18 protein-coding genes are annotated in these 21,832 nt (G+C 45.9%); 14 read left to right on the forward strand and 4 right to left on the reverse strand.

Annotated elements, in window-relative coordinates:
• The first annotated feature begins 16 nt into the window (after positions 1–16).
• The 4 genes from LEP1GSC061_RS06775 to LEP1GSC061_RS06790 all read left to right on the forward strand — a co-directional run bounded on the left by LEP1GSC061_RS06775 (position 17) and on the right by LEP1GSC061_RS06790 (position 5,875).
• Positions 17–1,594 (forward strand): BTAD domain-containing putative transcriptional regulator, encoded by a 1,578-nt coding sequence (locus LEP1GSC061_RS06775; RefSeq protein WP_016544537.1) that lies wholly within the window; start codon positions 17–19, stop codon positions 1,592–1,594.
• Positions 1,595–1,940: 346 nt separating this feature from the next.
• A complete protein-coding gene (locus LEP1GSC061_RS06780; protein ID WP_232218379.1) occupies positions 1,941–2,726 on the forward strand; it encodes a hypothetical protein in 786 nt (261 codons plus the stop codon).
• Positions 2,727–2,783: 57 nt separating this feature from the next.
• Positions 2,784–3,800: a putative solute-binding protein gene (locus LEP1GSC061_RS06785; protein WP_016544866.1), complete on the forward strand. Its 1,017-nt coding sequence runs from the start codon at positions 2,784–2,786 to the stop codon at positions 3,798–3,800.
• An 83-nt stretch (positions 3,801–3,883) separates the two neighbouring features.
• A complete protein-coding gene (locus LEP1GSC061_RS06790) occupies positions 3,884–5,875 on the forward strand; it encodes a TRAP transporter large permease subunit (RefSeq protein WP_016544689.1) in 1,992 nt (663 codons plus the stop codon).
• A 178-nt stretch (positions 5,876–6,053) separates the two neighbouring features.
• On the opposite strand, the gene LEP1GSC061_RS06795 is transcribed toward LEP1GSC061_RS06790, so the two are convergent.
• Positions 6,054–8,363 (reverse strand): inorganic phosphate transporter, encoded by a 2,310-nt coding sequence (locus LEP1GSC061_RS06795; protein WP_016544802.1) that lies wholly within the window; start codon positions 8,361–8,363, stop codon positions 6,054–6,056.
• A 236-nt stretch (positions 8,364–8,599) separates the two neighbouring features.
• On the opposite strand from LEP1GSC061_RS06795, the gene LEP1GSC061_RS06800 reads away from it, so the two are divergent.
• The 7 genes from LEP1GSC061_RS06800 (at position 8,600) to pgsW (ending at position 15,565) form a co-directional block, all read left to right on the forward strand.
• Entirely contained in the window at positions 8,600–8,965 is a 366-nt protein-coding gene (locus LEP1GSC061_RS06800) for an RNA recognition motif domain-containing protein (protein WP_016544911.1), read from the forward strand.
• Positions 8,962–9,363, forward strand: a complete 402-nt coding sequence (locus LEP1GSC061_RS06805; RefSeq protein ID WP_016544528.1) for an FKBP-type peptidyl-prolyl cis-trans isomerase — start codon at positions 8,962–8,964, stop codon at positions 9,361–9,363. The genes LEP1GSC061_RS06800 and LEP1GSC061_RS06805 overlap by 4 nt, the downstream gene beginning before the upstream one ends.
• Before the next feature lie 225 nt (positions 9,364–9,588).
• Positions 9,589–11,112: a PAS domain-containing sensor histidine kinase gene (locus LEP1GSC061_RS06815; protein WP_016544823.1), complete on the forward strand. Its 1,524-nt coding sequence runs from the start codon at positions 9,589–9,591 to the stop codon at positions 11,110–11,112.
• Positions 11,113–11,148: 36 nt separating this feature from the next.
• Positions 11,149–12,756: a SpoIIE family protein phosphatase gene (locus tag LEP1GSC061_RS06820; RefSeq protein WP_016544578.1), complete on the forward strand. Its 1,608-nt coding sequence runs from the start codon at positions 11,149–11,151 to the stop codon at positions 12,754–12,756.
• A 39-nt stretch (positions 12,757–12,795) separates the two neighbouring features.
• The gene (gene pgsB / locus LEP1GSC061_RS06825) at positions 12,796–13,983 is read left to right on the forward strand and encodes a poly-gamma-glutamate synthase PgsB (RefSeq protein WP_052006499.1); all 1,188 of its coding nucleotides are present in this window, start codon (positions 12,796–12,798) and stop codon (positions 13,981–13,983) included.
• Positions 13,983–14,447, forward strand: a complete 465-nt coding sequence (pgsC, locus tag LEP1GSC061_RS06830; protein WP_016544393.1) for a poly-gamma-glutamate biosynthesis protein PgsC — start codon at positions 13,983–13,985, stop codon at positions 14,445–14,447. The genes pgsB and pgsC overlap by 1 nt, the downstream gene beginning before the upstream one ends.
• A 2-nt stretch (positions 14,448–14,449) precedes the next feature.
• Positions 14,450–15,565: a poly-gamma-glutamate system protein gene (gene pgsW, locus LEP1GSC061_RS06835; RefSeq protein ID WP_016544324.1), complete on the forward strand. Its 1,116-nt coding sequence runs from the start codon at positions 14,450–14,452 to the stop codon at positions 15,563–15,565.
• A gap of 414 nt (positions 15,566–15,979) precedes the next feature.
• On the opposite strand, the gene LEP1GSC061_RS06845 is transcribed toward pgsW, so the two are convergent.
• From LEP1GSC061_RS06845 to LEP1GSC061_RS06855, 3 genes are read right to left on the reverse strand one after another with little or no spacing between them, the layout of a single operon-like run.
• Positions 15,980–16,972: an alpha/beta fold hydrolase gene (locus LEP1GSC061_RS06845; RefSeq protein WP_016545094.1), complete on the reverse strand. Its 993-nt coding sequence runs from the start codon at positions 16,970–16,972 to the stop codon at positions 15,980–15,982.
• A gap of 11 nt (positions 16,973–16,983) precedes the next feature.
• Positions 16,984–17,283: a hypothetical protein gene (locus LEP1GSC061_RS06850; RefSeq protein WP_016544849.1), complete on the reverse strand. Its 300-nt coding sequence runs from the start codon at positions 17,281–17,283 to the stop codon at positions 16,984–16,986.
• 6 nt (positions 17,284–17,289) lie between these two features.
• Positions 17,290–18,522: a DUF445 domain-containing protein gene (locus LEP1GSC061_RS06855; RefSeq protein WP_016544501.1), complete on the reverse strand. Its 1,233-nt coding sequence runs from the start codon at positions 18,520–18,522 to the stop codon at positions 17,290–17,292.
• Positions 18,523–18,698: 176 nt separating this feature from the next.
• On the opposite strand from LEP1GSC061_RS06855, the gene LEP1GSC061_RS06860 reads away from it, so the two are divergent.
• Genes LEP1GSC061_RS06860 through LEP1GSC061_RS06870 form a run of 3 tightly spaced genes read left to right on the forward strand, consistent with a single transcriptional unit; the run spans position 18,699 to position 21,817 of the window.
• Complete coding sequence (locus tag LEP1GSC061_RS06860; protein ID WP_016544638.1) at positions 18,699–20,363, forward strand: sensor histidine kinase; 1,665 nt, start codon at positions 18,699–18,701, stop codon at positions 20,361–20,363.
• A 52-nt stretch (positions 20,364–20,415) separates the two neighbouring features.
• The gene (locus LEP1GSC061_RS06865; protein WP_016544735.1) at positions 20,416–20,889 is read left to right on the forward strand and encodes a cyclic nucleotide-binding domain-containing protein; all 474 of its coding nucleotides are present in this window, start codon (positions 20,416–20,418) and stop codon (positions 20,887–20,889) included.
• Positions 20,890–20,902: 13 nt separating this feature from the next.
• Positions 20,903–21,817, forward strand: coding sequence for an alpha/beta fold hydrolase (locus tag LEP1GSC061_RS06870; RefSeq protein WP_016544778.1), 915 nt, complete (start codon positions 20,903–20,905; stop codon positions 21,815–21,817).
• The last annotated feature ends 15 nt before the right edge of the window (positions 21,818–21,832 follow it).

Raw genomic sequence — 21,832 nt, forward strand, 5'->3', positions numbered from 1 at the left:
GAAACGAAAGTCGAATATGACGTACTACCAGCTCTCTTGTTATTTGGTCGTGACGGTTTTAGTTTACCGTACCTTCCATAATTTGGTTCTCTATTTTAAGAACCGGAAGCAGGTGTATCTACTTCACTTCGCCTTATTGCAAGTTACATACGGCGCTTACTTATTCTGTTTCACTCAGACTATCAATGCGGAAGGCGCAGAGAAAGCCTTGGTTTGGGAAAGAATGGAGAACGTTTTTGTTCCCATATTTGCCACATTTATAGCATTGTTTATCAATAGTTACAAGAGAATTTTCAGCAGAGATTTCATTTATCTTTATGTGATAATGAATCTTCTCTTAGCCGGAGTGATCACTCAGGATCCCACCGCTTATACGATGAGCGTATCGCATCCTAGGATATTCCCGGCGTTAGGCATCATCATCTACGAGACGGACCAACCGGCAATTGTACAATACGTATTTCTATGCGGGATCACTCTGATCATTTGGTGTTTGATCAAGGTAATGACCCAATTCTTAAGGAATCGCTTCCGCAATCGGTTTTTACTCTACGGACTCATACTATTCTTCTCGAGCGTGATCCTGGATATACTAGTTGCAAGTAATATCATCGAAATCCCATACACCTCCCATTTCAGCTTTTTATTTCTCATGTTCTCCGTGGATAGTTTTCTAACGGTCAATAAGTCGGAGAGGGAAGTCCGGATCGAATTCAAGGAATCCATAGCAAAATGGATTTCCAAGCCAGAAGTGGCTTCGTTTGCGGACGCCAAGACAGCGAGTCGATCGGATGATTCCGATAGGAAGATTGCAAAAGGAAAGGCAGCGAATTCCAAGAAATTGAGGATCAAGGTCTTGGGTCCTCTGGAATTGGATCTGGACGGGAAAAAGATTCCCGCTGCAGAATACTCCAGTAAGAAAAAGCTCTTAAAACTCATTAAACTACTCACGGTTCGATTCGGCAAAGGGATCCATAAGGAAGAACTCTTGGAGAACCTTTGGCCGGGAATGTCCGAGAAGAATGCGCTGAATAGCCTACATGCGCTCCTATTCCGACTTCGTAAAATTCTAGGAAACCCGGAAGCGATCGTCTTCGCCGAGGATCGTTTGTATTTTCATACGGAACTTGTAGAGGCGGATTTCGTTGAGTTCGAACAAGAGTTCGAAAATGCGGGTAAACTATTTAGAAATCGCAAGGAAGACGAGGCAGTTGCAAGCTATAGAAAGGCCCAGGAATTGTACAAAGGCGACTTCTTCGAATTCGATCTATACTTTCCGGAATCGGAATTGAAGAGAGAATATCTGAGAAAGAATCTGATCGAAATCTATAGGATTTTATGCGAATCCTCGCAAAAAACGGGGGATGCGACCGCTTTACTCTCGGACTCGGAGAGTTGGATTCGTTTGGACGATTTGGACGAGAGAGCCTGGCGTTTCCATTTCGAATCCTTACAATTATTGGATCGTAAGAACGAAGCACTACGTAAGTTCGAAGATATGAAGAAGATTCTAAAAAAAGAACTAGGTGTGGATCCGGACCAAGAGACGGTTACATTGATCGAAAAGATCCGGGTTGCTTCTCCTGTGAACTGATTCTTTTTTGGGAAACACTGCACCATAAAATAAAACGGTCATTCAAAAAAAAATATTGGACGAAGGAAAACCTCTCTGTAGGTTCTTCCAGAATCCCCCAAAATTCTAATTAGAAAAATAACCCCTACCCAAGATGAATAAACGAATCCTTTTATTTGTAACGATTGTTACAATAAACCTAATCAATTGCTCCCTCGTATATCGGATTACCGGAAAGACGCTGAATTCTTATGCCCAAGATCACTTGGTTCCATTCTATCTTGGAACCGACGATATTGATGCGATTTGCACCGGAGGAACGGCGCTTGGACCCCTAGTAGCCTCGTTCGAAAGGACGGGAGCTTCCGTGGAACTCGCGACAATGGTGGCTCAGATGGGAGCCGGAGTCTGCGCCGAGAGGAAAGCTCAGGAAGCGGAACTATTATACATAGCCGCAGTTCGCAAGGGAAAAGGGGAAGAGGCACTAGACCACCAAGCGATGCAGATACGCTGGCATGGCGTCGCCGCCAAACGGTACGGAGACGCTCATAATCGTTTTCTACAATATTTCGGAGAATGGCAGGGAAAATGTCCTTCGATTAGCGAAGACGAAGAGTTATATTACTTAGTCGGATTGTCTTCGGGCCTACTGGCCATTCTTCATGATTTTGCATCCCAAGGTTATGCGGGAATCACGAGAGAGGTTCCTAGCGTAGTCTCCCAAGGATCCAAATGTTTGGATCCGAAAAGATGGTGGGGAACTCCTTTGGCATTGGAGGCGGTGGTTTGGCTTTCGGTTCCCGGGGCTACTCCGGAAGGAAAGGATCCGAATAAACAAATGGAGGAGGCGGTGAAATTGGGAGACCAAGCGGGAGTCCGTTTGTCCAGAGCCTTCCAGATACAAGCCGCTGCGGGAAAGGGAGATGTGGAGAAGATCAAGAAATTGATTCTAGAACATTCCAAATCTCTGGCTCAAGTTCCTCCCAAGAAAGAGTACTTATTCTTAGAAGCGTTTGCGGAGAATCTATCCCGCCACGAATCGGACAAAATCTGGATGAAAGAAAAAGGGCATAGGGGACCGATCAACTTCTCCTCTTTCCCCGGAAAAAAGAAAAACACTAAAGAAGAAGACGATCTTCTCAAAGATCTTTGAGCAACAGGTTCTTGGATGGAAAACGAAATTAGCAGAACCTTAAGGAGAAAAAACTATATGAAGAAGTTTCTCATACCGACGGCAATTATTCTATCGGCATGGATTTCTACGGGGATCCGATCCTTGGATGCGGCGGAAACCGTGGATAGATCCATGTGCGTATTCGATCCATCCGGAGCTCACGGGGACCTTTTCAAAGCGGCGCAAAGATACCAAGCTCAAGCATTGTCTTGGGGAATCCGTTTGGAGTTGAAGGCATACACGGACGAGGTAGTTGCCAATTCGGATTTCAAGGCGGGAAAATGCAGTATGGCACTCTTGACCTCGCTTAGAGTAAGAGGATATGTGCATGAGTCCGGTTCCATCGAGGCTATCGGCGCATTGCCGAGCTACGATCTTTTGCGTAAGACCATCGAGGCTCTTTCTAATCCTAAGGTTCGGGAACTGAATACCGACGGGGATTATGAAACCATGGCTATGTTTCCCGGAGGAGCGGTCTATCTGCTTTTGAGAGATAAAAACTTGAAAGATATCAAGGATTTGGCGGGGAAAAAGATCGCCACACTGACTTATGACCAAGCTGCAACCACTATGGTGGATATCGTTGGCGCTTCCATGGTTCCTGCAGAAATCGCGACCTTTGCAGGGATCTTTAATAACGGAAGAGCGGACGCATGTTATTCTCCCGCGATAGGAATCAAACCCTTGGAGCTGATGAAGGGTATTTCGCCTAATGGCGGGATCGTTCGTTTCCCTATTGGACAATTGACCTTCCAGGTCGTCGCACGTCACAAGGACTTTCCGGACGGTTTCGGAAACACTTCCAGAGCTTGGGCGGCAACCCAGTTCGAATCCATGCTTTCTCTCACCAAAAAGGCAGAGCAGGAGATTCCCGCCAAATATTGGTTGGAAGTTCCTAAGGACCTTCAGAAGAATTATTTCGAAAAATTTAGGGAAGTTCGTATCAAATTGAGAGATAAGAAGGTATACCATCCTACCATCCTCAAGTTGATGAAAAGGGTTCGTTGCTCCGTGGATAAGGAAGCCTCCGAGTGTTCGGACAATCTTGAGTAAGAACGATCGCTAAAACATAAAAATTAAGGCGGGAGAATTCTCTCCCGTCGTCATTCAATCGCAGATTCCAGAGGTTTTATCTTATGTGGAGAAATATCGTTTCCTGGGCCGTATTATTCTTTCTTTTCGTTCCTCTCGTACAGAGCGGGAGCCAGCTGATTCAGGCCAGACTTTTAGGCTTAGGGGGAAGTATTTGGCCTAACTACGCGATGATTCGCAATGTGTGCGTTGTCGACCCAAGCGCCGCAACCGAGGAGAAGGCGGTAGTAAGCGATGCGGATATGGCCGCTCTCGATGAACTCGGATTAGGCGACGATAACGCTAAGGCGGCGGAGGCCGCTCCTACGGGACCGACTGAGACTCAAATAGAGCTCGCGAAACTCGCCACCAGCCTGACCTGGGCCCAATCTACCTATTGCGGGATCGAGAGGCGTTTGTCATGGATTACGATTTCGGCGATCGATTATATCCCGATGACCATGGTGGTCCTACTCTTGGTCGCAGGAACCGTTTCGACGACCAGAAGATACCATATCGCTTTACGAAATCCCGAAAATTCCAAAGAGGAAAAATTCGCGGAGTATAGCCAGATTCTTGCCAATACGATCGTTCTTGTTTCCGCAGCATTCATGTATCCCTTACAGAAAGGCGTGGAGGCTCAGATTCAGGTCCTGTGGATATTCGGGATGGCTCTTTTAGCCGGATTAAATTTCTATAATTTAAAAAATCCTGTTTTTAGACAGGGAGAAGGCAGGCAAAATACCAAGCTTTCCAACGCCTTACTTTGTATCCCTTTGTATTGCTGGATGGCGATCGTATGCGGTCTGTATTTCTTCGTTCTGGAACACCACCCGGCCGGTCTTGCCATCTATCTGCAGAAATTAACGGCTCACGCGACTCTGTACATTCAGATCGGTCTGTACGTTTGGACGGGAATTCTGCTAAGAGATACTTCCTTAGGTAGAAGATTTTTCGATCTTCTTAAGCCTTGGAAATTACCTTCGGAATTATTGGCGGTGATCATCGTGGTGGTGGCAGCGCTTCCTACCGCATATAGCGGAGCTTCCGGAATCGTGGTGCTCGCGTTGGGAGCCACCGTATTTACGGAATTGCGTAGAGCGGGGGCCACTCAGGAAAGAGCCCTGGCAGCGACCGCAATGTCGGGAAGCTTGGGGGTGGTTCTTCCTCCATGTTTACTCGTGGTGATCGTGGCTTCCTTGAATTTGGACGTTACGACCGACGAGCTATTCTATTGGGGTTGGAGAGTGTTTGCGGTTTCTTCCACTTTATTTCTGATCGTGAGTTGGTTTACTAGGACCGAGTCTTGGAAGATCAAGCCTGAGTCCGGAGCTTTCGGAAAATCTTGGCAAGCGTTCAAACCCTTCGGGATCTATATGCTCGTTTCCGTTGCTATCGTTCTTGCGATCGTATTGGGACTTGGAACTCATTTCGACGAGCATACCGCGCCTTATATTCTGCCGATCGCTATGCTTGCCTTGCTTTCCATAGATTATAAAATTTCTAAGAGAGAGCATGCTGTGGCTGGGTCGGTTCATGCGCAGGAAGAAGTGAAACTTTCCCGTACATCCTACGATGCAGGTTCCCATTTGGGAGCGTTGTTGCTGCTCATGGGATTATCCGCCTGTATGGGAGGGGTATTCGAAAGATCGGAAGTGATCAATCTGTTCCCGACTCATCTGGGGTCGCCGATTTCGGCTATGATCATTTTGACTGTGGCCTTAGTCATCATAGGAATGCTTATGGATCCTTACGGTGCGGTGATTCTCGTTTCGGTTACCTTGTATCCGATCGCGAAGGCAAACGGGATCCATCCTCTGAATTTCTGGATGACCGCTTTGGTTTCCTTCGAGTTGGGATATCTGACTCCTCCTGTAGCCCTCAATCACTTGTTAACCAAACACGTGGTTCGAGAACAGTTGGTCGAGGATCCGAGTCTGGAAGGAAAGGGGTTCTTTGCGAGACACGAACATATCATTATTCCGATCATTGTCTTGAGTTTGACGTTACTCGTGACCGCATTCGGACCGATTTTGTATAGTTACTACTCGGCTTAAGAGAATATAAAACGCCTGGGTCGTCCCAAGAGGAAGGCGGCCTTGGTGGTTGTGCATCTTATCCGCTGCTTCGCAGCAATTCTCGATTGTTTCCAAAACGAGAATACTAGTAAAAGAATTTCGGAGGTTCTCGGACCAAGGCTTTTTTCTTAAGTCCGAGGAGTTCCTAATTTAAGAATTATTTATTCTTCTTTTTCTTCTCTTTTTGGTCGGGAAATTCCAATTTATTTGCCGCATTTTTCTTTTGGAATTGTTTCTTCTTGGATTCGACCCAAGGCAGGACCCATACCAATTCCTCCGCCATACTCACTAAATTCTCGTTGATATCCAAAAGTTCTTCGACCACTACGAAGTAAGCCACGCTGGATTTGAGCCTGCTGTCTCCTTTTCGGATTCTCTTCATTTGGTTTTTGTAAATCCGAACCTTTATGTCGGCGAGTTCTTTGGTCCTTTTCTTGGATCTGGCTTTTTCGAGAAGCCCCGGGACCTTATCCGAATCCGCCAAGAGTTCGAACATGTCCTCCGCCAATTTTCTGAGTTCTTTCAGATCCTCTCTCTCGTCCTTAGTGAGTCCCGTTTGGAAACGGTCTATCTTGTCCGTGGATGTCCGCAGCACATTCTCCAAATTTTCCGTGATTCGGTCTATGTAGCCGATCGCATTCGTAAATGGATGAATTGCTTGGTAATCCGCTTCGTCGAAATGTTTATCGACTAACGATAGGAAGCCGGAGAGGGAGGTCTCGTAACCTTTCTTCAAATTTTTCAGGATCTTTTTGGCCTGTTTGAAATCCTTCTTCTTCCCTCCTATATATCCGGAGCAAAGAGTATTCATCGCTTTTTTTGCAAGTATCAGATTTGCTAAAAGGGAAGAAACGGATTTGGAAAGAGCCTTGTCCGGATGCTTATTCAAAACGATCAGCTTTTCCAGATCCTCTTCGTAATCCGCCTTTCTTTTCTTATGGAGTCGATTGAAGGCGAGAACCAAAAATAGAGCGGCGGCAAGAACGACCGTTACAGCTATGAAATGGAAATAATAGAAGGAAGCTGCGAGTAGTCCGCCCGTAATGGATGCAAAGACTGCAGTCATGAACCATCCGCCTACGACCGTCAATACTCCGCTGACCCGACTGAGCGCATTCTCCTTTTGCCAAGCCCCGTCGGCTAAGGAAGTTCCCATCGCGACCATAAAAGTTACGAACGTAGTCGATAAAGGAAGTTTTTCTATGGTTCCTATCAGAATCAAAGCGGAAGCTATGAGTATATTTACAGAGGCTCTTAGCAGATCGAATGCGTCGCTCTCATGAATTCTCACGAGTTCCACGGTTCCGGATTTCTTAAATCTGGAACCGATCCAATTCCGGAAAGAATAGGGAAGAATCCTTCTCACAGGTTCGTAAATGCCTACCGCAATCTGAACAAAGACTCTCGCGACCAGGCTGGATTGATAACTTTCCACAGTCTCTCCGTGGGATCCTAAGCTCACCTCGGTTCTTGTGACTGTCTCCGCCTTTTTGGATTTGAAAAGAGCCAGGATCATAACGAGGGCGGCTCCGATCAGTAGACGATTATCTGTAAAGACCTCTTTGCCTAATCCGGCAGCGAGCGTACTTGCATCTCCGTTTGCGGATTGGATGAGTCCGTGGGTTTGTAAACTCGCTATAGGAACTCCTATGAAATTCACCAAGTCGTTACTCGCAAACGCCATAGCGAGTGCCGCAGTTCCCAATAATACGATGATCTTCAAAACGTTTATTCTGAAAAAAATCAACGCCTGGAAGAATAGGGAGAAACCGGCGAAACTTAAGAGTAGAATATTGCCGAAATTCCCTTGGATATAGGAAACGAGTTCCTTACTTAGGAAGGTAGAACCTTTCATAGCGGTCAATAGAACGAAGAATATGACCACGGTAGTCGCAAGCCCCGAAAAGAGTCCGCCGAACCAAGGAAAGGTCTTTTCCAATTTAAAACTGAAAATCAATCGGAAGAAGAACATTAGGATCATTCCCGCGAAGAATGCGGTGATAACCGATAGCACGATTCCGAAAATGATCTTTAAGGCGGATTCGGAGTTGATGATCGTGAATGCCGAGTTCAAAGAGTCGGTTTTTAGGATCGCAAGAACGAGAGCCGCTCCCAGTAATTCGAATACCAAAGAAACCGTAGTGGATGTAGGAAGTCCTAAAGTATTATAGAGATCTAAAAGAAGAATATCCGAGACCATTACCGCCAGAAAGAGAAACATCAATTCTCCCAGCGTGAAGAATTCGGGGTGGAAGATTCCTTTGCGGGCCACCTCCATCATGCCGTTGGAGCTCAAGGCCCCCAAAAGAATCCCGATTGCCGAGACGATTAGGATCAATCTACGGGAACCCGCACGGGCGCCTATCGCAGAATTCGTAAAGTTTACCGCATCGTTGGAGACTCCGACGAGTAGGTCCATGACTCCAAGTACAGCCATGATCACTACGATGATTAAGAAGATATCCATTTGAAATAATCCTGGAAAATATGTCCGGAAGTGTCGGCCCGACCGGGCCTTTTGGGTAGTTTTACGGGCAATTAGACCGCCACAACCCAAATTTCTTCGGGTTTGTTTTTCGAAAGGGTAAGTTTGAAATCGGCTTTCTGTTTCTAAAGGACCTGAAAGAATGGGTGTTCGAACCCTGTTTTTTCGGTCTCACCGGGAAAACTCGGCAAATCGTCACGATACAAATAGGAGGCGGTATGAAAATTTCCGTAGGCAATCTTCCCCAAGAAATGACGGAAGAAGATTTGGGAAAATTATTCTCGAAATATGGAAAGGCCGAACATATTTCCATCAAGAAGGACAAGTTGACCGGGCGCTCTCTCGGATACGGTTCCTTAGAAATGGAAGACGCAGCCGGTAAGAAGGCGCTAGAAGGTTTGAACAAGCATGAGATTTCCGGAAAAGCAATCACCGTGGTCGACGCGGAAGAATGGAAAAAGGAATTCGACAAAAAGCAATCCGTAAAAGGAGAGCCGGGTCAAACGAAAGTGCACTCAAGCCAAACCAATAAAGGCGGATTCAGCGGATCCGGAATCAGAAGAACGGGAGGACGAGGAAAATGAATTTAAAGAAAACTTATATATACGCGATATCTTTTGTGGGAGCCGTCCTAATTTCAGGGGCGGTATTCGCTCAGAACCAGGGATTAGGCATTAAGGACATCAAGAAAGGCACCGGTAAGGAAGCTTTCAACGGTTCCCATGTGACCGTACATTATACCGGTTGGCTTACGAACGGCAAAAAATTCGACAGTTCCAAAGACAGGGGACGTCCTTTCGATTTCGATCTGGGCTCCGGCCAAGTAATTAAAGGCTGGGACAAAGGAGTGCAAGGCATGAAAGAAGGTGGAGTTCGTAAACTTACGATTCCGCCCGAATTGGGCTACGGAAGCCGTTCCACAGGAGATATCCCTGCAAATTCTACTTTGATTTTCGAAGTGGAATTGCTGAAAGTTTACTGACATTTTTGTGTCAATCCTGGGGCTTTAGGACCGGAATGTCCTAAAGCTTCCGATCTATTTCCTTTGATTCCCTTCGAAACTCTGCCTTTCCTGCATCTATAAAAGAGACCGAATCTCTTTCTATACCGATTAGTTTCATTTTTTTTAATACTCATGTAATATTTCAAACGAGAGCAACTTCCCATATTATATAAGTCGTTCGGCTTATGGGGAGGAAAGAAGCATTTGAGTCCAAACGGCAACGTTCTTTCTTCCGGAGATAATTCTTATCGCTCCCTTTTCCAATACCAACCCGTGGCGGCGTTTTTGGTGGAAGCGGACGGAACTATCAGTCTAGTGAATCAGAAATTTGAACTTCTATCCGGAAAGAAAAAGTCCGAAATAGAGAATCGACTCTCTTGGACTTATTTCGCCCATCCCGACGATAAGGAAAGCCTAATGGATGCCTTTCTTTCCGGCTTTAAGAAGGAAAGGGATTACAGCTTTTCGATCCGGACCCGCTTCAATACCGGTAAAGGATACGCAAACGTTTTCGTAAGAGCGACGGATATCCCCGCGGAGAATAGGCAGGTGCTTGTCCAAGTCGAAGAGTTGGACGAAGAAGGGCTTCTGAAAGAATATTCTCTTTCCGATTCCGACTATCGTTGGAGATCCTTCCTAATGGAAGGTCTGGATATCGTGGTGATTCTGGATCTTTCCGGCAATATTCTATTCATCAATAAAACCTTAAGTGGTGGATCCGTAGAAGGAGTAATCGGAAGAAACGTATTCGAGATTCTGAAACTCGAGGACGGTATTAAACTTCAGTCGTGTATCGGTCGAGTCCTTCAGTCGGGAAGACCGGACTCCATAGAGGAGTGGAGTAGTTTCACGGGAAGAAGGAGCCATTATTTTGTGAGAATTTCTCCCGTAACTCGGTTAGGAGAAATCGAGGCAGTTCTACTCACCATTTCGGATACGACCAAGCAAAGAGAAACGGATAGCGATAGACTGAAGAGAATGGAATCTCAAAGGCATAGGCAGAAACTAGAGGCCTTGGGTACGCTCGCAGCCGGAGTCGCTCATGAAATCAATAACCCTCTCACAGGTATCCTAAATTACGCCGAAATCGTAAGAGAGCAGGTGGAGAACAACGAAAGCCTGAAAAAAAACGTGGAAGTCATCATCCGAGAGAGCGAAAGGATTTCGGGAATCGTAAGAAGTCTATTAGGATTCGCTCATAAGGAAGAGGGGATTCGGGCCTATATTTCCACCGGAGAGATTCTTCATTCTTCGATACAATTGTTGATGCCTTTCTTGATGCGGGACGGAATAGCGATAGAAGACGAGGAGCTTTTTCCCGTATCCGATTCTCATGCGGACACGCCCTTGGTATTGGGGGAACCTCAAAAACTGAAGCAAGTTTTCTTAAATCTCATCACAAATGCGCGGGATTCTTTGAACGAGAAATTCCCGTCCGGTTCCGTAGAGAAGCGTATTATAGTGAGTCAGGATTTAGTAGTTCGTAATAAGACAAAATACGTTCGGATCACCGTAAAGGATAACGGAATCGGGATCAGCGATGAGAATATTCCCCGCATATTCGATCCCTTCTTTACCACGAAGCCTACTTCGGTCGGGACAGGGTTAGGGTTATCCGTGAGCTACGATATCATAAGAGAGATGGGCGGAGAGATCGAATTGGAGTCCCAGGTAGGGAATAATGCCGTCTTTCACGTCTTACTACCCGCCTCGGAAAAGAATTCTTGACCTAGCTTTTAGGAGGAGCAAACTTTAGGTTCCTCCATGTCCGAGTCAGATAAACATTCGTCCGGAATCCAGTCCGCCTTTCGCTCCGCCTCGCGTAAGGACGTGATTCGTATTCTGGAGAGAATCACGGACGCTTTTCTTTCCTTGGATCGGGATCTCACGATCCAATACGCCAACTTCGAAGCCGAAAAGCTTTTGGAAGTGATCCGAGAGAACCTTGTAGGCAAGAGACTTCCCGAAATTCTCCCTCAATTCAACGGTTCCGTTTTATTTCCTTTTCTGGTGGATTCGATCCGATCCGGTCTTCCTAAAGACATGGAGATTCTGGATGAGAAGAATAGGATCTGGTACGAGGTCAGAATCTTTCCTTCTTCCGAAGACATTGCAGTTTATCTCAGGGACGTAACGACTCGAAAGGAAGGAGAGGTAAGACTTAAGGAATCCGAAGAAAGATTATCCGAGTTGGTTCGGACTTCTTTGGATCCCATTCTTTCCTTAAACGAGTCCTTGGAGTTGTCCCTCGTAAATCCCGCCGCGGAGAGACTCTTGGGCTACGATTTCTGGGAGCTTAAAGGTAAATCGGTACTTTCTTTGATTCCGGAAAGGCATCGTAAATTCGTGTCCTCCGTCCTAGTCCGGTTGGCTAAAGAACCGGAGAGGGGAGTCTTCGGTCCTTTTAAGGTGAAGAGAAAGAACGGAAGCGAACCGATTATGGAAGCCGCGGTTTCTCGGGTCAGCACATCCTCCGGGATAGGATATACTTTAATTTTTCGTGATATAACGGATCGCATTCTTACCCAAAGAAAGCTTAGAGGGACTATAGATGAACTCAAGCAAGTGGATCGGGAAAGAATGGATTTATTGCAGAATTTGGAGGCGGAGGTGGAAATTAGATCCGCTGAGTTGTCCAGATCCTATCGCGCCATGAAGGAAGAATTGAGTCTGGCTAAACGGGTCCAAAATAGCTTGCTGCCCCCGATCGACTATTCCTTATCCGGAGTACAGACTTACGTTACCTATCTTCCCGTTATGGAAGTAGGCGGAGATTGGTACGATATATTCGAATGTAAGCCGGGAGTGTTGCGGATACTGTTAGCGGATGCCACCGGGCACGGGGTCCAGGCGGCTCTTGTGACCATGACAATCAAAGGGGTCTACGAACCTTTGAAGTATCTGGCCGATTCTCCCTCCGAATTACTGCAAGGGATCAATACTGACTATTGTAGGAACTTCAAGAATCTTCAGATGTATTTTTCCTGCTTCATTCTGGACGTGGATACGATCGAAAAAAAGATTCGTTTCGCTTCCGCCGGACATCCCGCGTTATTATGGAAGTCGGGAAAGCAGATCCGTTTTCTGGAAAGAACCGGTTCATTGGTGGGCCTGCTCGCAAAAATGGAATTTACGGAAGAAGAGTATTCCTACGAGCCCGGAGATTCCATTCTGATGCTAACGGACGGAATCTTCGAGGAATTCGATTCGGAACAGAATCCTTTCGGAGAAGAGAGGATAGAGAAGATATACTATCATTCCGATCTGGAAGGATTCGATCTGCATAGAAAAATCGTATATGAAATGGATAAACATATGGGCGGAAAATCGCCCCAAGACGATATTACTCTCATTTCCGTTATGCTTAGGTAATCCTGTTGACTTTGGACGCGATTCTCGTAGATTCCGATTGTGTCCGGCTTTCTGATGCTCGCATTCTCTCTTTCGATTTTTCTATTCTTCGGTTTGCTGGAATACAGAAATCACAGTAAAAGAAGGGACAAGATACGAATCCGCATTCATGTAAACGGGACTAGAGGAAAAAGTTCAGTTACTAGGCTCATCGCTTCCGGATTAAGAGCGGGAGGATATAGGGTCGTCGCGAAGATTACCGGGACTCTGCCTAGATTGATTCTTCCGGACGGTTCGGAAAGGGATATCATTCGATTCGGATATCCTAATATTATCGAGCAAAAAATCCTGGTCCGAGAGGCGTCCGAAAACGACGCCGAAGTCCTTGTCTCCGAGTGCATGGCGCTTTTGCCTTTTCATCAATGGATTAGCGAGGAAAAATTCATCAAGGCCACGCACTACGTGATCACCAACGTTTTGGAAGATCATTTGGAAATTATGGGACCCGAGAAACTCGACGTAGCCTTAGCCTTTTCAAGCGCTTTGCCGTTCGGAGGAAGCGTATTCTCTTCCGAAAAGGAATACGGACCTCTTTTGGAAAAATTGACGAAGGAGAGAAATTCCGATTTCTATTCCGTTGTTCCTGAAGATCTTCCGGGAGAGGAGGAGATGAAAGCGTTCGGATATCTGGAACATCCGGAAAATGTGGGATTAGCGCTTAATGTTTGCCTCTCTCTCGGGGTTTCTAGAGAGAAGGCTTTGCAAGGAATGTGGGAAGCTCTTCCGGATCCCGGGGCCAATACGACCGTTGAACTTGCTTCGGAAGGGAAATTGATTCGCTTCGTCAACGGCTTTGCCGCGAACGATCCTGATTCCGCGAGAAAAGCATGGAACTTCGCCGTTCGGAATTTTCCCGGAGCGGAAAAAAGGATCGCCCTCGTAAATTGTAGGAAAGACAGACAGGAAAGGTCCCGGCAATTGGCCGAGGAAATTTCGGATTGGATAGAGAATTCTCCGGATCTCATCGTTTGCATCGGCGAGGCTACCCGTTCCTTTCTGATCGGAGGTAGGAATCGATCAATTCCCATACTGGATGCGGAAGGAAAAATCGATCTGGAAGTATTCCAATTATTGCATTCTATTTCCTCGGATAGAACTTTGATCGTAGGCTTGGGAAATATTGCGGATCTGGGCCTGCAATTGTCCGATTTGTTTCGGGTCGGAGCCCGGGAATTTTCTAGTATATAATGGATTTATTGAGCATCTCCATCGGTATCGGCCTCGTAGTCAGTTTGGTATTCTCCGAGTTCTTCGGAATTGCGGGAGGCCTCGTGGTTCCGGGATATTTCGCCCTTCATCTTAGGAATCCCCTCTCGATTTTACTCACATTAGGAATCGCTCTATGTGCCTTACTATTTGCAAAAGGTATTTCCCGATTCACGATTCTTTACGGAAAAAGAAGGACGGCGCTTCTTCTTTTATCCGGTTTCTTATTGGATGCTTTGTGTAACGAATGGATTTTAAACGGACTCCATCCGGTTCTTCCGATCTCGAAAGATATTCAAGCTGTAGGTCATATTATTCCAGGGCTCATCGCTCTTTGGATGGATAGACAGGGTTGGATGGAGACCGTGGCCTCCTTATTGACCGCTTCAGTGATCGTTAGGCTAATATTGATTTTATTTTTAGGTTCGGAATTTTCGGAGTTATAGAATTGAAAGGGGTCTACTGGAAATCCAATCGGCGCTCCGGGATTTATTTTTTAATCCTCGCGTTATTTTCTCTTACGGGTATGTATCTTGTGGAGGCTTGTAGGAAAACGGAATCTCAAGCGATATTAGATAAGAAGTTAGAAGCTTCCTCTCTGGCTAAACTTGCCTTTGAGGAAATCCGAAAAGAAAAAAGTTTTAATAATAGAATTCCGGATCCTAAATTCGATCCTTCCGGATCCGGACTTATCGGAACCTTCTTCTCTCCCGTTACAAGCAATTTGGGAGTTTTAGCCGCCAAACAAACTTCCGTGAATCCGAATTTTTCGGCTCTGGTCTTGGAATATCTACAGGAAGCCGGCGTAAAAGAAGGAGATACTATCGCTCTGGGATTTTCAGGATCCTTTCCCGCTTTGAATATTTGTGTGTATGCAGCGGCCAAGACCCTTAGACTAAAATTAGTGACCGTTTCCAGTATTTCTTCCTCTCAATGGGGGGCAAATGAACCCGATTTCCTCTGGCCGGATATGGAAAGTATATTATATAAAAAGAATATTTTTCCTTACCGTTCGACTGCGTTCAGCATGGGAGGGATAGAGGATAAAGGAGTTGGGATCGGTCCCGAGGGCTTAAGCCTTCTTTCTAAAGCCGCGGATAGAAACGGTATTTCCCTAATGCATTCCGATTCTTTTTCGGAGAGTCTGGAAGAAAGAATGAGTTTGTATTCTCGCGAAGCGAACGGAATCGATAACTATAAGGCTTATATCAACGTGGGCGGAGGAAGCGTTTCCGTAGGAACTAAATTCGGATCCAAGGAATTTCGCCCGGGACTGAATCGGATCAATTCCGTAAGTCCGTCTGGCGACTCGGTTCTTTCCCGATTTTATGAGAAGAAGGTTCCTGTAATCCATTTGACTCGGATCCAAGAGTTGGCGGTAGAGAATGGTCTGCCTTTGCGACCTAAAAAATTGCCGGAGGTAGGGGAAGGAGGTCCCTTTCATCGCTTACAGTATGATTTGCGATTGGTGCTTGCGGTTTTGGTTCTTCTTCTCCTTCTTCTCTATGTTTTTTTTAGAACCGATTCCTTTCTGGTCACTTCCGATACGGATATTTCTCTCTGAATTTGTAGTAGCTACTACGGTTTTTTAATAGAAGATCTCTGTCTTTCAATGAGTCGGTGCAAGAGAAATATGCTCTTACTTCTTCGAAGGAGGGTTTTACGTAAATAGAATAAGAATTCCGCTGAAAAAGCAGATTCACATTGCAGAAATCGAGCTTTTCTGATATAGCAAATCCCAGCATTCTCCCGCAAGCCCGCCTCCACCACCCGAGACTGGGCGGGGGCGAGCTTTTGCATGTGACGGCGGAACGGAATTTCCTTTCAGAAGTCTCAAAAAAGAGGTTGGGGATATAGTGATTGATTCAGTCCCAGAATACAAGGTTTGATTTAGAAAAACGGTTCTTGCTATTCTTCCGTAAGATATCCCATTCTATTCTTTTATTTGAAAAGGATTTCATATCATTTGCAGTAGCTACTACGAAATTCGCTTAGAAAGAAAATCCCGGATGGCCTTGTCCCGAACGGAATCTTGCAATAACACGCATTCGTAATGGTTCTTGTCCTTTAGCTCCAGGACTTCCAGATTCGGGATTTCCTTCCTCATCCTTTTTACAGCATAATCCGGCAAAAGTTCGTCTCCCGGTTTGAAATTCGGCTTTAATGCTCTGACAAGTAGAACGGGAAAGTTCATGCTCCCGTAAGGCAGGCGATTGTTTTCCTTTAGAATAGAAAGGAATCTTAGAGGGTTCCGGATAAAATTGCGGAGTATTTTCATGAGAGTCATGGAACCCCCCATGCTTTCCAATTCCGATTCTATCACGAAAGGAGGAATGCTGCAGATCACGGGACCGAAAGGAGGAACTCCTAACGGATTTTTAAGAGAAGTGCTGAGCATTCCTTTAGTTTCCAACTCATAGGTTAGAAAATTACGTATATCTTCGTTCCAGGCGGAGAGAAGAGGGGATTTTTTGGCCTCCGACAAATACGCCTCTTTGCTCGGCACGATTCTCCCGAGTCTCGCCAAGGAGCTTTGGATCATGATCAGATTGGAGAGTTTTCTTTTAGGTGAAAGAGCTCCGCCTCCGTCCACTAAAATCGCTTTCTCCACGGAGCCCGGAAATAATTCGGAAAATCTGAGGGTTACCCAACTGCCTAAGGAATGGGAAAGAACGGATATTTTAGAATAACCTAATGCACTTGCGAGTTCCTTCAGGTCTTTTGCGTGGATTTTTGCGGAATATTCCTCTTGGGGTTTGTCGGAATTTCCCCTTCCTCTCAGATCGTAAGTCACTACCGTGATTCCTTTTTTGGAAAGTGCGATCGCGATCGGTTCGAAATTTCGGAGATTCCCCGTTAATCCGTGAATGCAGAAAAGAGGGATTTTGGATTTACCCGGAAAAACCCGGTATGCAATCCGGATTCCCGAAGCCAAGGTCGCGATTTTGGGATCCGAATCGAATTGTTTCATTTAGAAAACGTTTAGGAAATTTCCGCCCCTAGTCTCAAAAGAATAGCGGCAAGATTTTTTTCCATTTCTGCCCGAAAGGCGATATGGAGTAAAGCAATCTTTTCCCGCTTCTTCGTGGCAAAGAAGCCGTCTCCTTCTTTCTCGAGTTTATACCAGATCTTGGATTCGCCTAACCCGGAGAATCGGATGCAAAAATCGTTTTCTTTCAGATCGAATTTTGCGATCGCACCCAATTCTCCTCCGGCTACCGCTCGACTGAGTTTTTTTAGAAAAGTTTCGGGATCGGATTCCTTGACTCGAATCGTATCCATATTCTCTTACGCAACCACCAACATATATATACCTTGCAAGAGTCCCACGACGGCTCCAAGCACAGAACCTATGAGTATCAAAACGTATTCGTCTTCCTGGAATGCGGATCTTAGGATGGGTTCGAATTCTTCCGGTGGGAGGTCCTTCATTCTTTTGAACATATTATTCTCTATGCTCATAGCTCTTCCCATATAGGCTTCCAATTTGCTCGAACCTCCTGCGAGGGAATCGCTAACGGTACGAATGACTTCTTTTTTGGTGTTTTCGAAATCGGATTCTTCTCCGCGGTTTTCCATGTCCAGATTTCCGTTCAGATGCAATCTTTGGGCGGCCGCTTCGGTTTCCGATTGTATGGTTTCTACCAGAGTTCTTGCGGCCCTCTTATAGAGTATTTCTTCCAACACGTTTCTTGCGGTCAATACCTGGGTCGCAAATACGTTGGAATACTTTTTGGAAACTTCTTCCTGTCTGGCTAGGAATAATCCTCTGTATTTGATGGGTCCGAGTCTCTTTTCATAAAGAGGGCGGAAGATCATGGTAAGAGCCACCCAGTTGGTGATATAACCCACGATGACCCCTTGGATCGGAAGGGTCCACCATACAGGAAAGTAATTCCATAGAATGGCCTGTAGAATTCCGAGCGCTCCTCCCAGATACCAACCGCAGCGTTCTATGAAAGTGAATTCTTTGGATCCTACTTCTTGGAAAATATCCACGATACGTTTTACGTTCGGACCGGTGAGTTTTCTTAATACCAAGGAGCGGAAATTGAATACGGAGGAGACGTTTTCCTTTACCTGAGTCATGATATTCTTCACCGTATGCGCGCATTTTTCCTGAACGGCCCGAACGATTTCTTCCCCGTGTCCGTTCTCCAAATGTTTGCGTAGATCCGGATTGATATGATGAACTATCTCTTGAGTAGCGGAAGGTATGAGATCGTTCAGAATGGGTTGGAACTCCGTCTCGAGTTGTTCGGGATCCACCTTAGAGAAGAAGTCCTCGACTTTGATAAGCCTTTCGGTCATGATATTCACGGATTTCAAGGCAAGTTTTTGAGCCTTCTTAGGAACGATTCCCTGCCAACCCAGATAGGGGGGAATCCCTACGAATTCCAAGGGATAAAAGGTCATCTTTAAGGCCACGACATTCGTGAACCAGCCCACGAATCCGTAGGTGAACGGCATCATGATGATTCCGATCAGTTCTTTGTTTTGACTTAGGAAAGAGAGATCCATATTTTCGATTCCTGTAGCGTGCGCTATAATGGTCGGTTTAAATGCAAATTCCCGTTCCTTACAATGCTACGCAAGTTATTTTTCCGGATTTCCCGGATCCGGCCCGAGATGCCTAAAAAAAGGATTTTCTCAAATCGAATGATTCCGGGGAATTAGATTCCCCCGTATTTACCTAAATGAAGTCTTCCTTCTTCCCAAGCTGGTGCATTTTATTGGATTCTTCCGGAAGGATCCTCCAGACCAATTTGCCCTTGGATTCCTGGCTTGGGGCTCCCTTAACCGATTTCTTTATCGGTGCGGAAAACATTCGAGCAGAGAATGGAAGCGCTCGCTTCTCCTGGATTCCCGGCAAAAGCCCTATCTCGTTTCCGGAGAATATTATACTTTCTGCAAATTGGCTCTCTCATGACGGAACGATCTGGCTAGAATTAGAACCGGAGGAAGAGACCGCCGCGGATCAGATCGAGAATTCCTTCTGGAAGGAATTTCTTGCCAGCGATTTACCCTTTCGACAGATCTTCGAAACCAACCAAGCAATTAAATGGATTTTAGATCCGGATACTGGCAGCATTCTTTACGTCAACCAAGCCGCTTGCATATTCTACGGATATTCCAGAGAGGAACTATTGGGGATGAACGTAACCCAGATCAATATTCTGACCAAGGAAGAAGTATTCGAAGAGATGAGAAGGGCCGCCGCCGAGTCCCGATTGTATTTCCTGTTTAGGCATAGATTGAAAGGCGGAGAGATCCGGAATGTGGAGGTTTACAGCGGGCCCTTACAGTTCGGAAGCAAGAGGGTATTATTCTCCATCATATACGACGTGACCGAAAGAGTAGTCGCGATGAATCGATTGGAACTGAGTGAGAAAAGATACAGATCTCTCGTGGAAAGCGCATCCGACGCGATCATCATAGTGGATCGGGAAACCCGCATCCAGGAAGTCAATCGACGTTGCGAGGAGCTATTGGAATACGGCCGGGATGAATTGCAATCCCTGACTCTCCAAGACGTCTTGGACCAAGAAAGTTGGAGAAATACCTTGGAGCAGATTCCCAAACTGGAACAAGGAAAGCCGATTTTATTCACTAGGCGCTTCAAGAGTAAGACGGGCAGGTTGATCGAAGCGGAAGTGAACGCGGTCCGATTGGAGGATTCCCATTATATGGGGATCGTTCGGGATCTAACGGAAAGAAATCTACTCACTCGAACTCTGCAAAAATCTTTGCATGAAAAGGATTTTATGCTCCAGGAAATCCACCATAGAGTGAAGAATAACCTGCAGGTGATCTCCAGTCTTTTGGGATTGCAGTACGAGAATTCGGAGGATCCGAATTTGAAACGGATCCTTTTGGAATGCGAGAATAGAGTGAAATCCATGAGCTTTGTGCATGCGGAACTGTATAAATCGGACAATCTTTCCGAAGTGGATTTGGAAAGTTATTTCTCCGCTCTCTCCTCTAGTCTTGTGAGAGTGTACGGAGCCATCCAAAGAGTAGAATTGCAGTTGGAACTATTCACTCTGGGAGTGACTATCGAGAAAGCGATTCCGTTGGGCCTGATTTTGAACGAGCTATTAACGAACTCCTTAAAATACGCTTTTCCGGAAGGTAGGAAGGGGAAGATACTGGTTCGGATTTCCAAAAAGGAAAACGATCTGGAATTCTATTATTCGGACGATGGAGTGGGATTCGTCCCGGATGATTCTCAAAAAGCGGGATCCATCGGCATCCAATTGGTCCAGATCCTTTCCGAACAATTGAAGTCCGATCCCGAATTCGGCTCGGAAAACGGAGCGTTTTTCAGACTTAGAATTCCCAATTCTTTCCGAGGAAAGTAGCTTGAAGGTTTTGTTCTAGGCAAGAGACTCGGTCTTTCGGTAAGAAACTCAAATGCAACATACAACGGAAGAAATTCTACACCAGATCTATTTATTCTCCAACTTCTCCATGGACGATTTGGCTAAAATTGCGGAGAAGACCAAGTATAAGGTACTGGAACAAGGGGACGCGGTCTATCAGGAAGGAAACGAGGCAAAGGCCTTTTATGTCGTGATGTACGGCACCCTGAAAATTCTGACCTCCACGGAAAAAGGGGACGATGTAAGCGTGACCACGATCGCAACCGGAGATCATTTCGGAGAGTTCCCATTTCTGGACCAAGGGACTAGAGCCGGGACCGTGGAAGCGATGGAGAGATGCGAGCTTCTGGAAATTCCCTACGAACATCTCCAGAAGATTTTGGATTCGGACAAGGAACTGGCCCTGAAATTCTATAAAGGGATTACCAACTATCTGGTAAAGAGAATGAGACTTCTAACCCATGACCTCGCATATGCGAGAGAGCTGAAAAAGAGATACTCTTAAGAGTTTTGACCCAATGAAAAAGTTCGCCGCATCCTTTCTATTTCTACTGATCGTTTCCTCGAGTTTCGTATCCTGTACCGGAGCCCTGGTTCGATCCAGAATCGGATATGAAAGATGGTCCGGAGATCTGGAGCGCAAAGAACTACGCCTGGGTCCTTGGAATTGGGTATATTTAGAAGGTGGAGAGGGCAAGGAAAAGATCCTACTCGTTCACGGCTTCGGCGGAGACAAAGATAACTGGACCCGCTTTGCGAAACGTCTTACCGAGGATTATACCGTAATCGCAATGGATCTACCCGGTTTCGGAGAGAACGAGAGATTGCAAGACGAGCATTACGGCATCTACGAACAAGTTTCCCGTTTGGACGCGTTCGTGAAAGCGGTAGGCTGGGAAAAATTCCATATCGTCGGAAATTCCATGGGCGGCTGCATATCCGGAGTATACGCTTCCAAGTATCCGGAAAAGGTGATTACCTTAGGATTATTCGCACCGAGCGGAGTGAATAGCCCGGAAAAGAGCGAGCTCGCTAAGAATCTGGAAAACGGAAAGAATAATCTGGTAGTAAATAATCCGGAAGAATTTCAAGATTTGATGAAGTTCATTTTCGTGAACCCGCCGTCGATTCCTTCCTTCGTCGCTTCTTATTTCGGCGAAAGAGCGGTTAAGAATGCCGAATTCAATAAATTAGTATTTAAGGATATTCGAAAAGAAGGTTTTCCGCTCCAGGAAAATATGGGAAAAATCAAGGCCAAGACCTTGGTCCTCTGGGGAGATACGGATCGCGTTTTAAGCGTTTCCGGCGCGGGAGTCCTGGAAAAGGGAATCCGAGGCTCTAAAAAGGTGATTCTAAAGGATATCGGACATGTTCCTATGTTGGAGAAACCGGAAGAAGTCGCCAAAATATATAAGGAATTCTTAATTAAATAAGATTCACGGTTGCTG

It is taken from the genome of Leptospira wolffii serovar Khorat str. Khorat-H2, from assembly GCF_000306115.2.
In the GTDB taxonomy this organism is placed as follows: domain Bacteria; phylum Spirochaetota; class Leptospiria; order Leptospirales; family Leptospiraceae; genus Leptospira_B; species Leptospira_B wolffii.

What these genes read in the sequence shown, in the direction of transcription:
- LEP1GSC061_RS06865 (WP_016544735.1), top strand. Translation starts at nt 20,416, where the DNA reads ATGCAACATACAACGGAAGAAATTCTACACCAGATCTATTTATTCTCC.
- LEP1GSC061_RS06790 (WP_016544689.1), top strand. Translation starts at nt 3,884, where the DNA reads ATGTGGAGAAATATCGTTTCCTGGGCCGTATTATTCTTTCTTTTCGTT.
- LEP1GSC061_RS06845 (WP_016545094.1), bottom strand. Translation starts at nt 16,972, where the DNA reads ATGAAACAATTCGATTCGGATCCCAAAATCGCGACCTTGGCTTCGGGA.
- pgsC (WP_016544393.1), top strand. Translation starts at nt 13,983, where the DNA reads ATGGATTTATTGAGCATCTCCATCGGTATCGGCCTCGTAGTCAGTTTG.
- LEP1GSC061_RS06870 (WP_016544778.1), top strand. Translation starts at nt 20,903, where the DNA reads ATGAAAAAGTTCGCCGCATCCTTTCTATTTCTACTGATCGTTTCCTCG.
- LEP1GSC061_RS06820 (WP_016544578.1), top strand. Translation starts at nt 11,149, where the DNA reads ATGTCCGAGTCAGATAAACATTCGTCCGGAATCCAGTCCGCCTTTCGC.
- LEP1GSC061_RS06805 (WP_016544528.1), top strand. Translation starts at nt 8,962, where the DNA reads ATGAATTTAAAGAAAACTTATATATACGCGATATCTTTTGTGGGAGCC.
- LEP1GSC061_RS06800 (WP_016544911.1), top strand. Translation starts at nt 8,600, where the DNA reads ATGAAAATTTCCGTAGGCAATCTTCCCCAAGAAATGACGGAAGAAGAT.
- LEP1GSC061_RS06775 (WP_016544537.1), top strand. Translation starts at nt 17, where the DNA reads ATGACGTACTACCAGCTCTCTTGTTATTTGGTCGTGACGGTTTTAGTT.
- LEP1GSC061_RS06850 (WP_016544849.1), bottom strand. Translation starts at nt 17,283, where the DNA reads ATGGATACGATTCGAGTCAAGGAATCCGATCCCGAAACTTTTCTAAAA.
- LEP1GSC061_RS06795 (WP_016544802.1), bottom strand. Translation starts at nt 8,363, where the DNA reads ATGGATATCTTCTTAATCATCGTAGTGATCATGGCTGTACTTGGAGTC.
- LEP1GSC061_RS06855 (WP_016544501.1), bottom strand. Translation starts at nt 18,522, where the DNA reads ATGGATCTCTCTTTCCTAAGTCAAAACAAAGAACTGATCGGAATCATC.
- LEP1GSC061_RS06860 (WP_016544638.1), top strand. Translation starts at nt 18,699, where the DNA reads ATGAAGTCTTCCTTCTTCCCAAGCTGGTGCATTTTATTGGATTCTTCC.
- LEP1GSC061_RS06785 (WP_016544866.1), top strand. Translation starts at nt 2,784, where the DNA reads ATGAAGAAGTTTCTCATACCGACGGCAATTATTCTATCGGCATGGATT.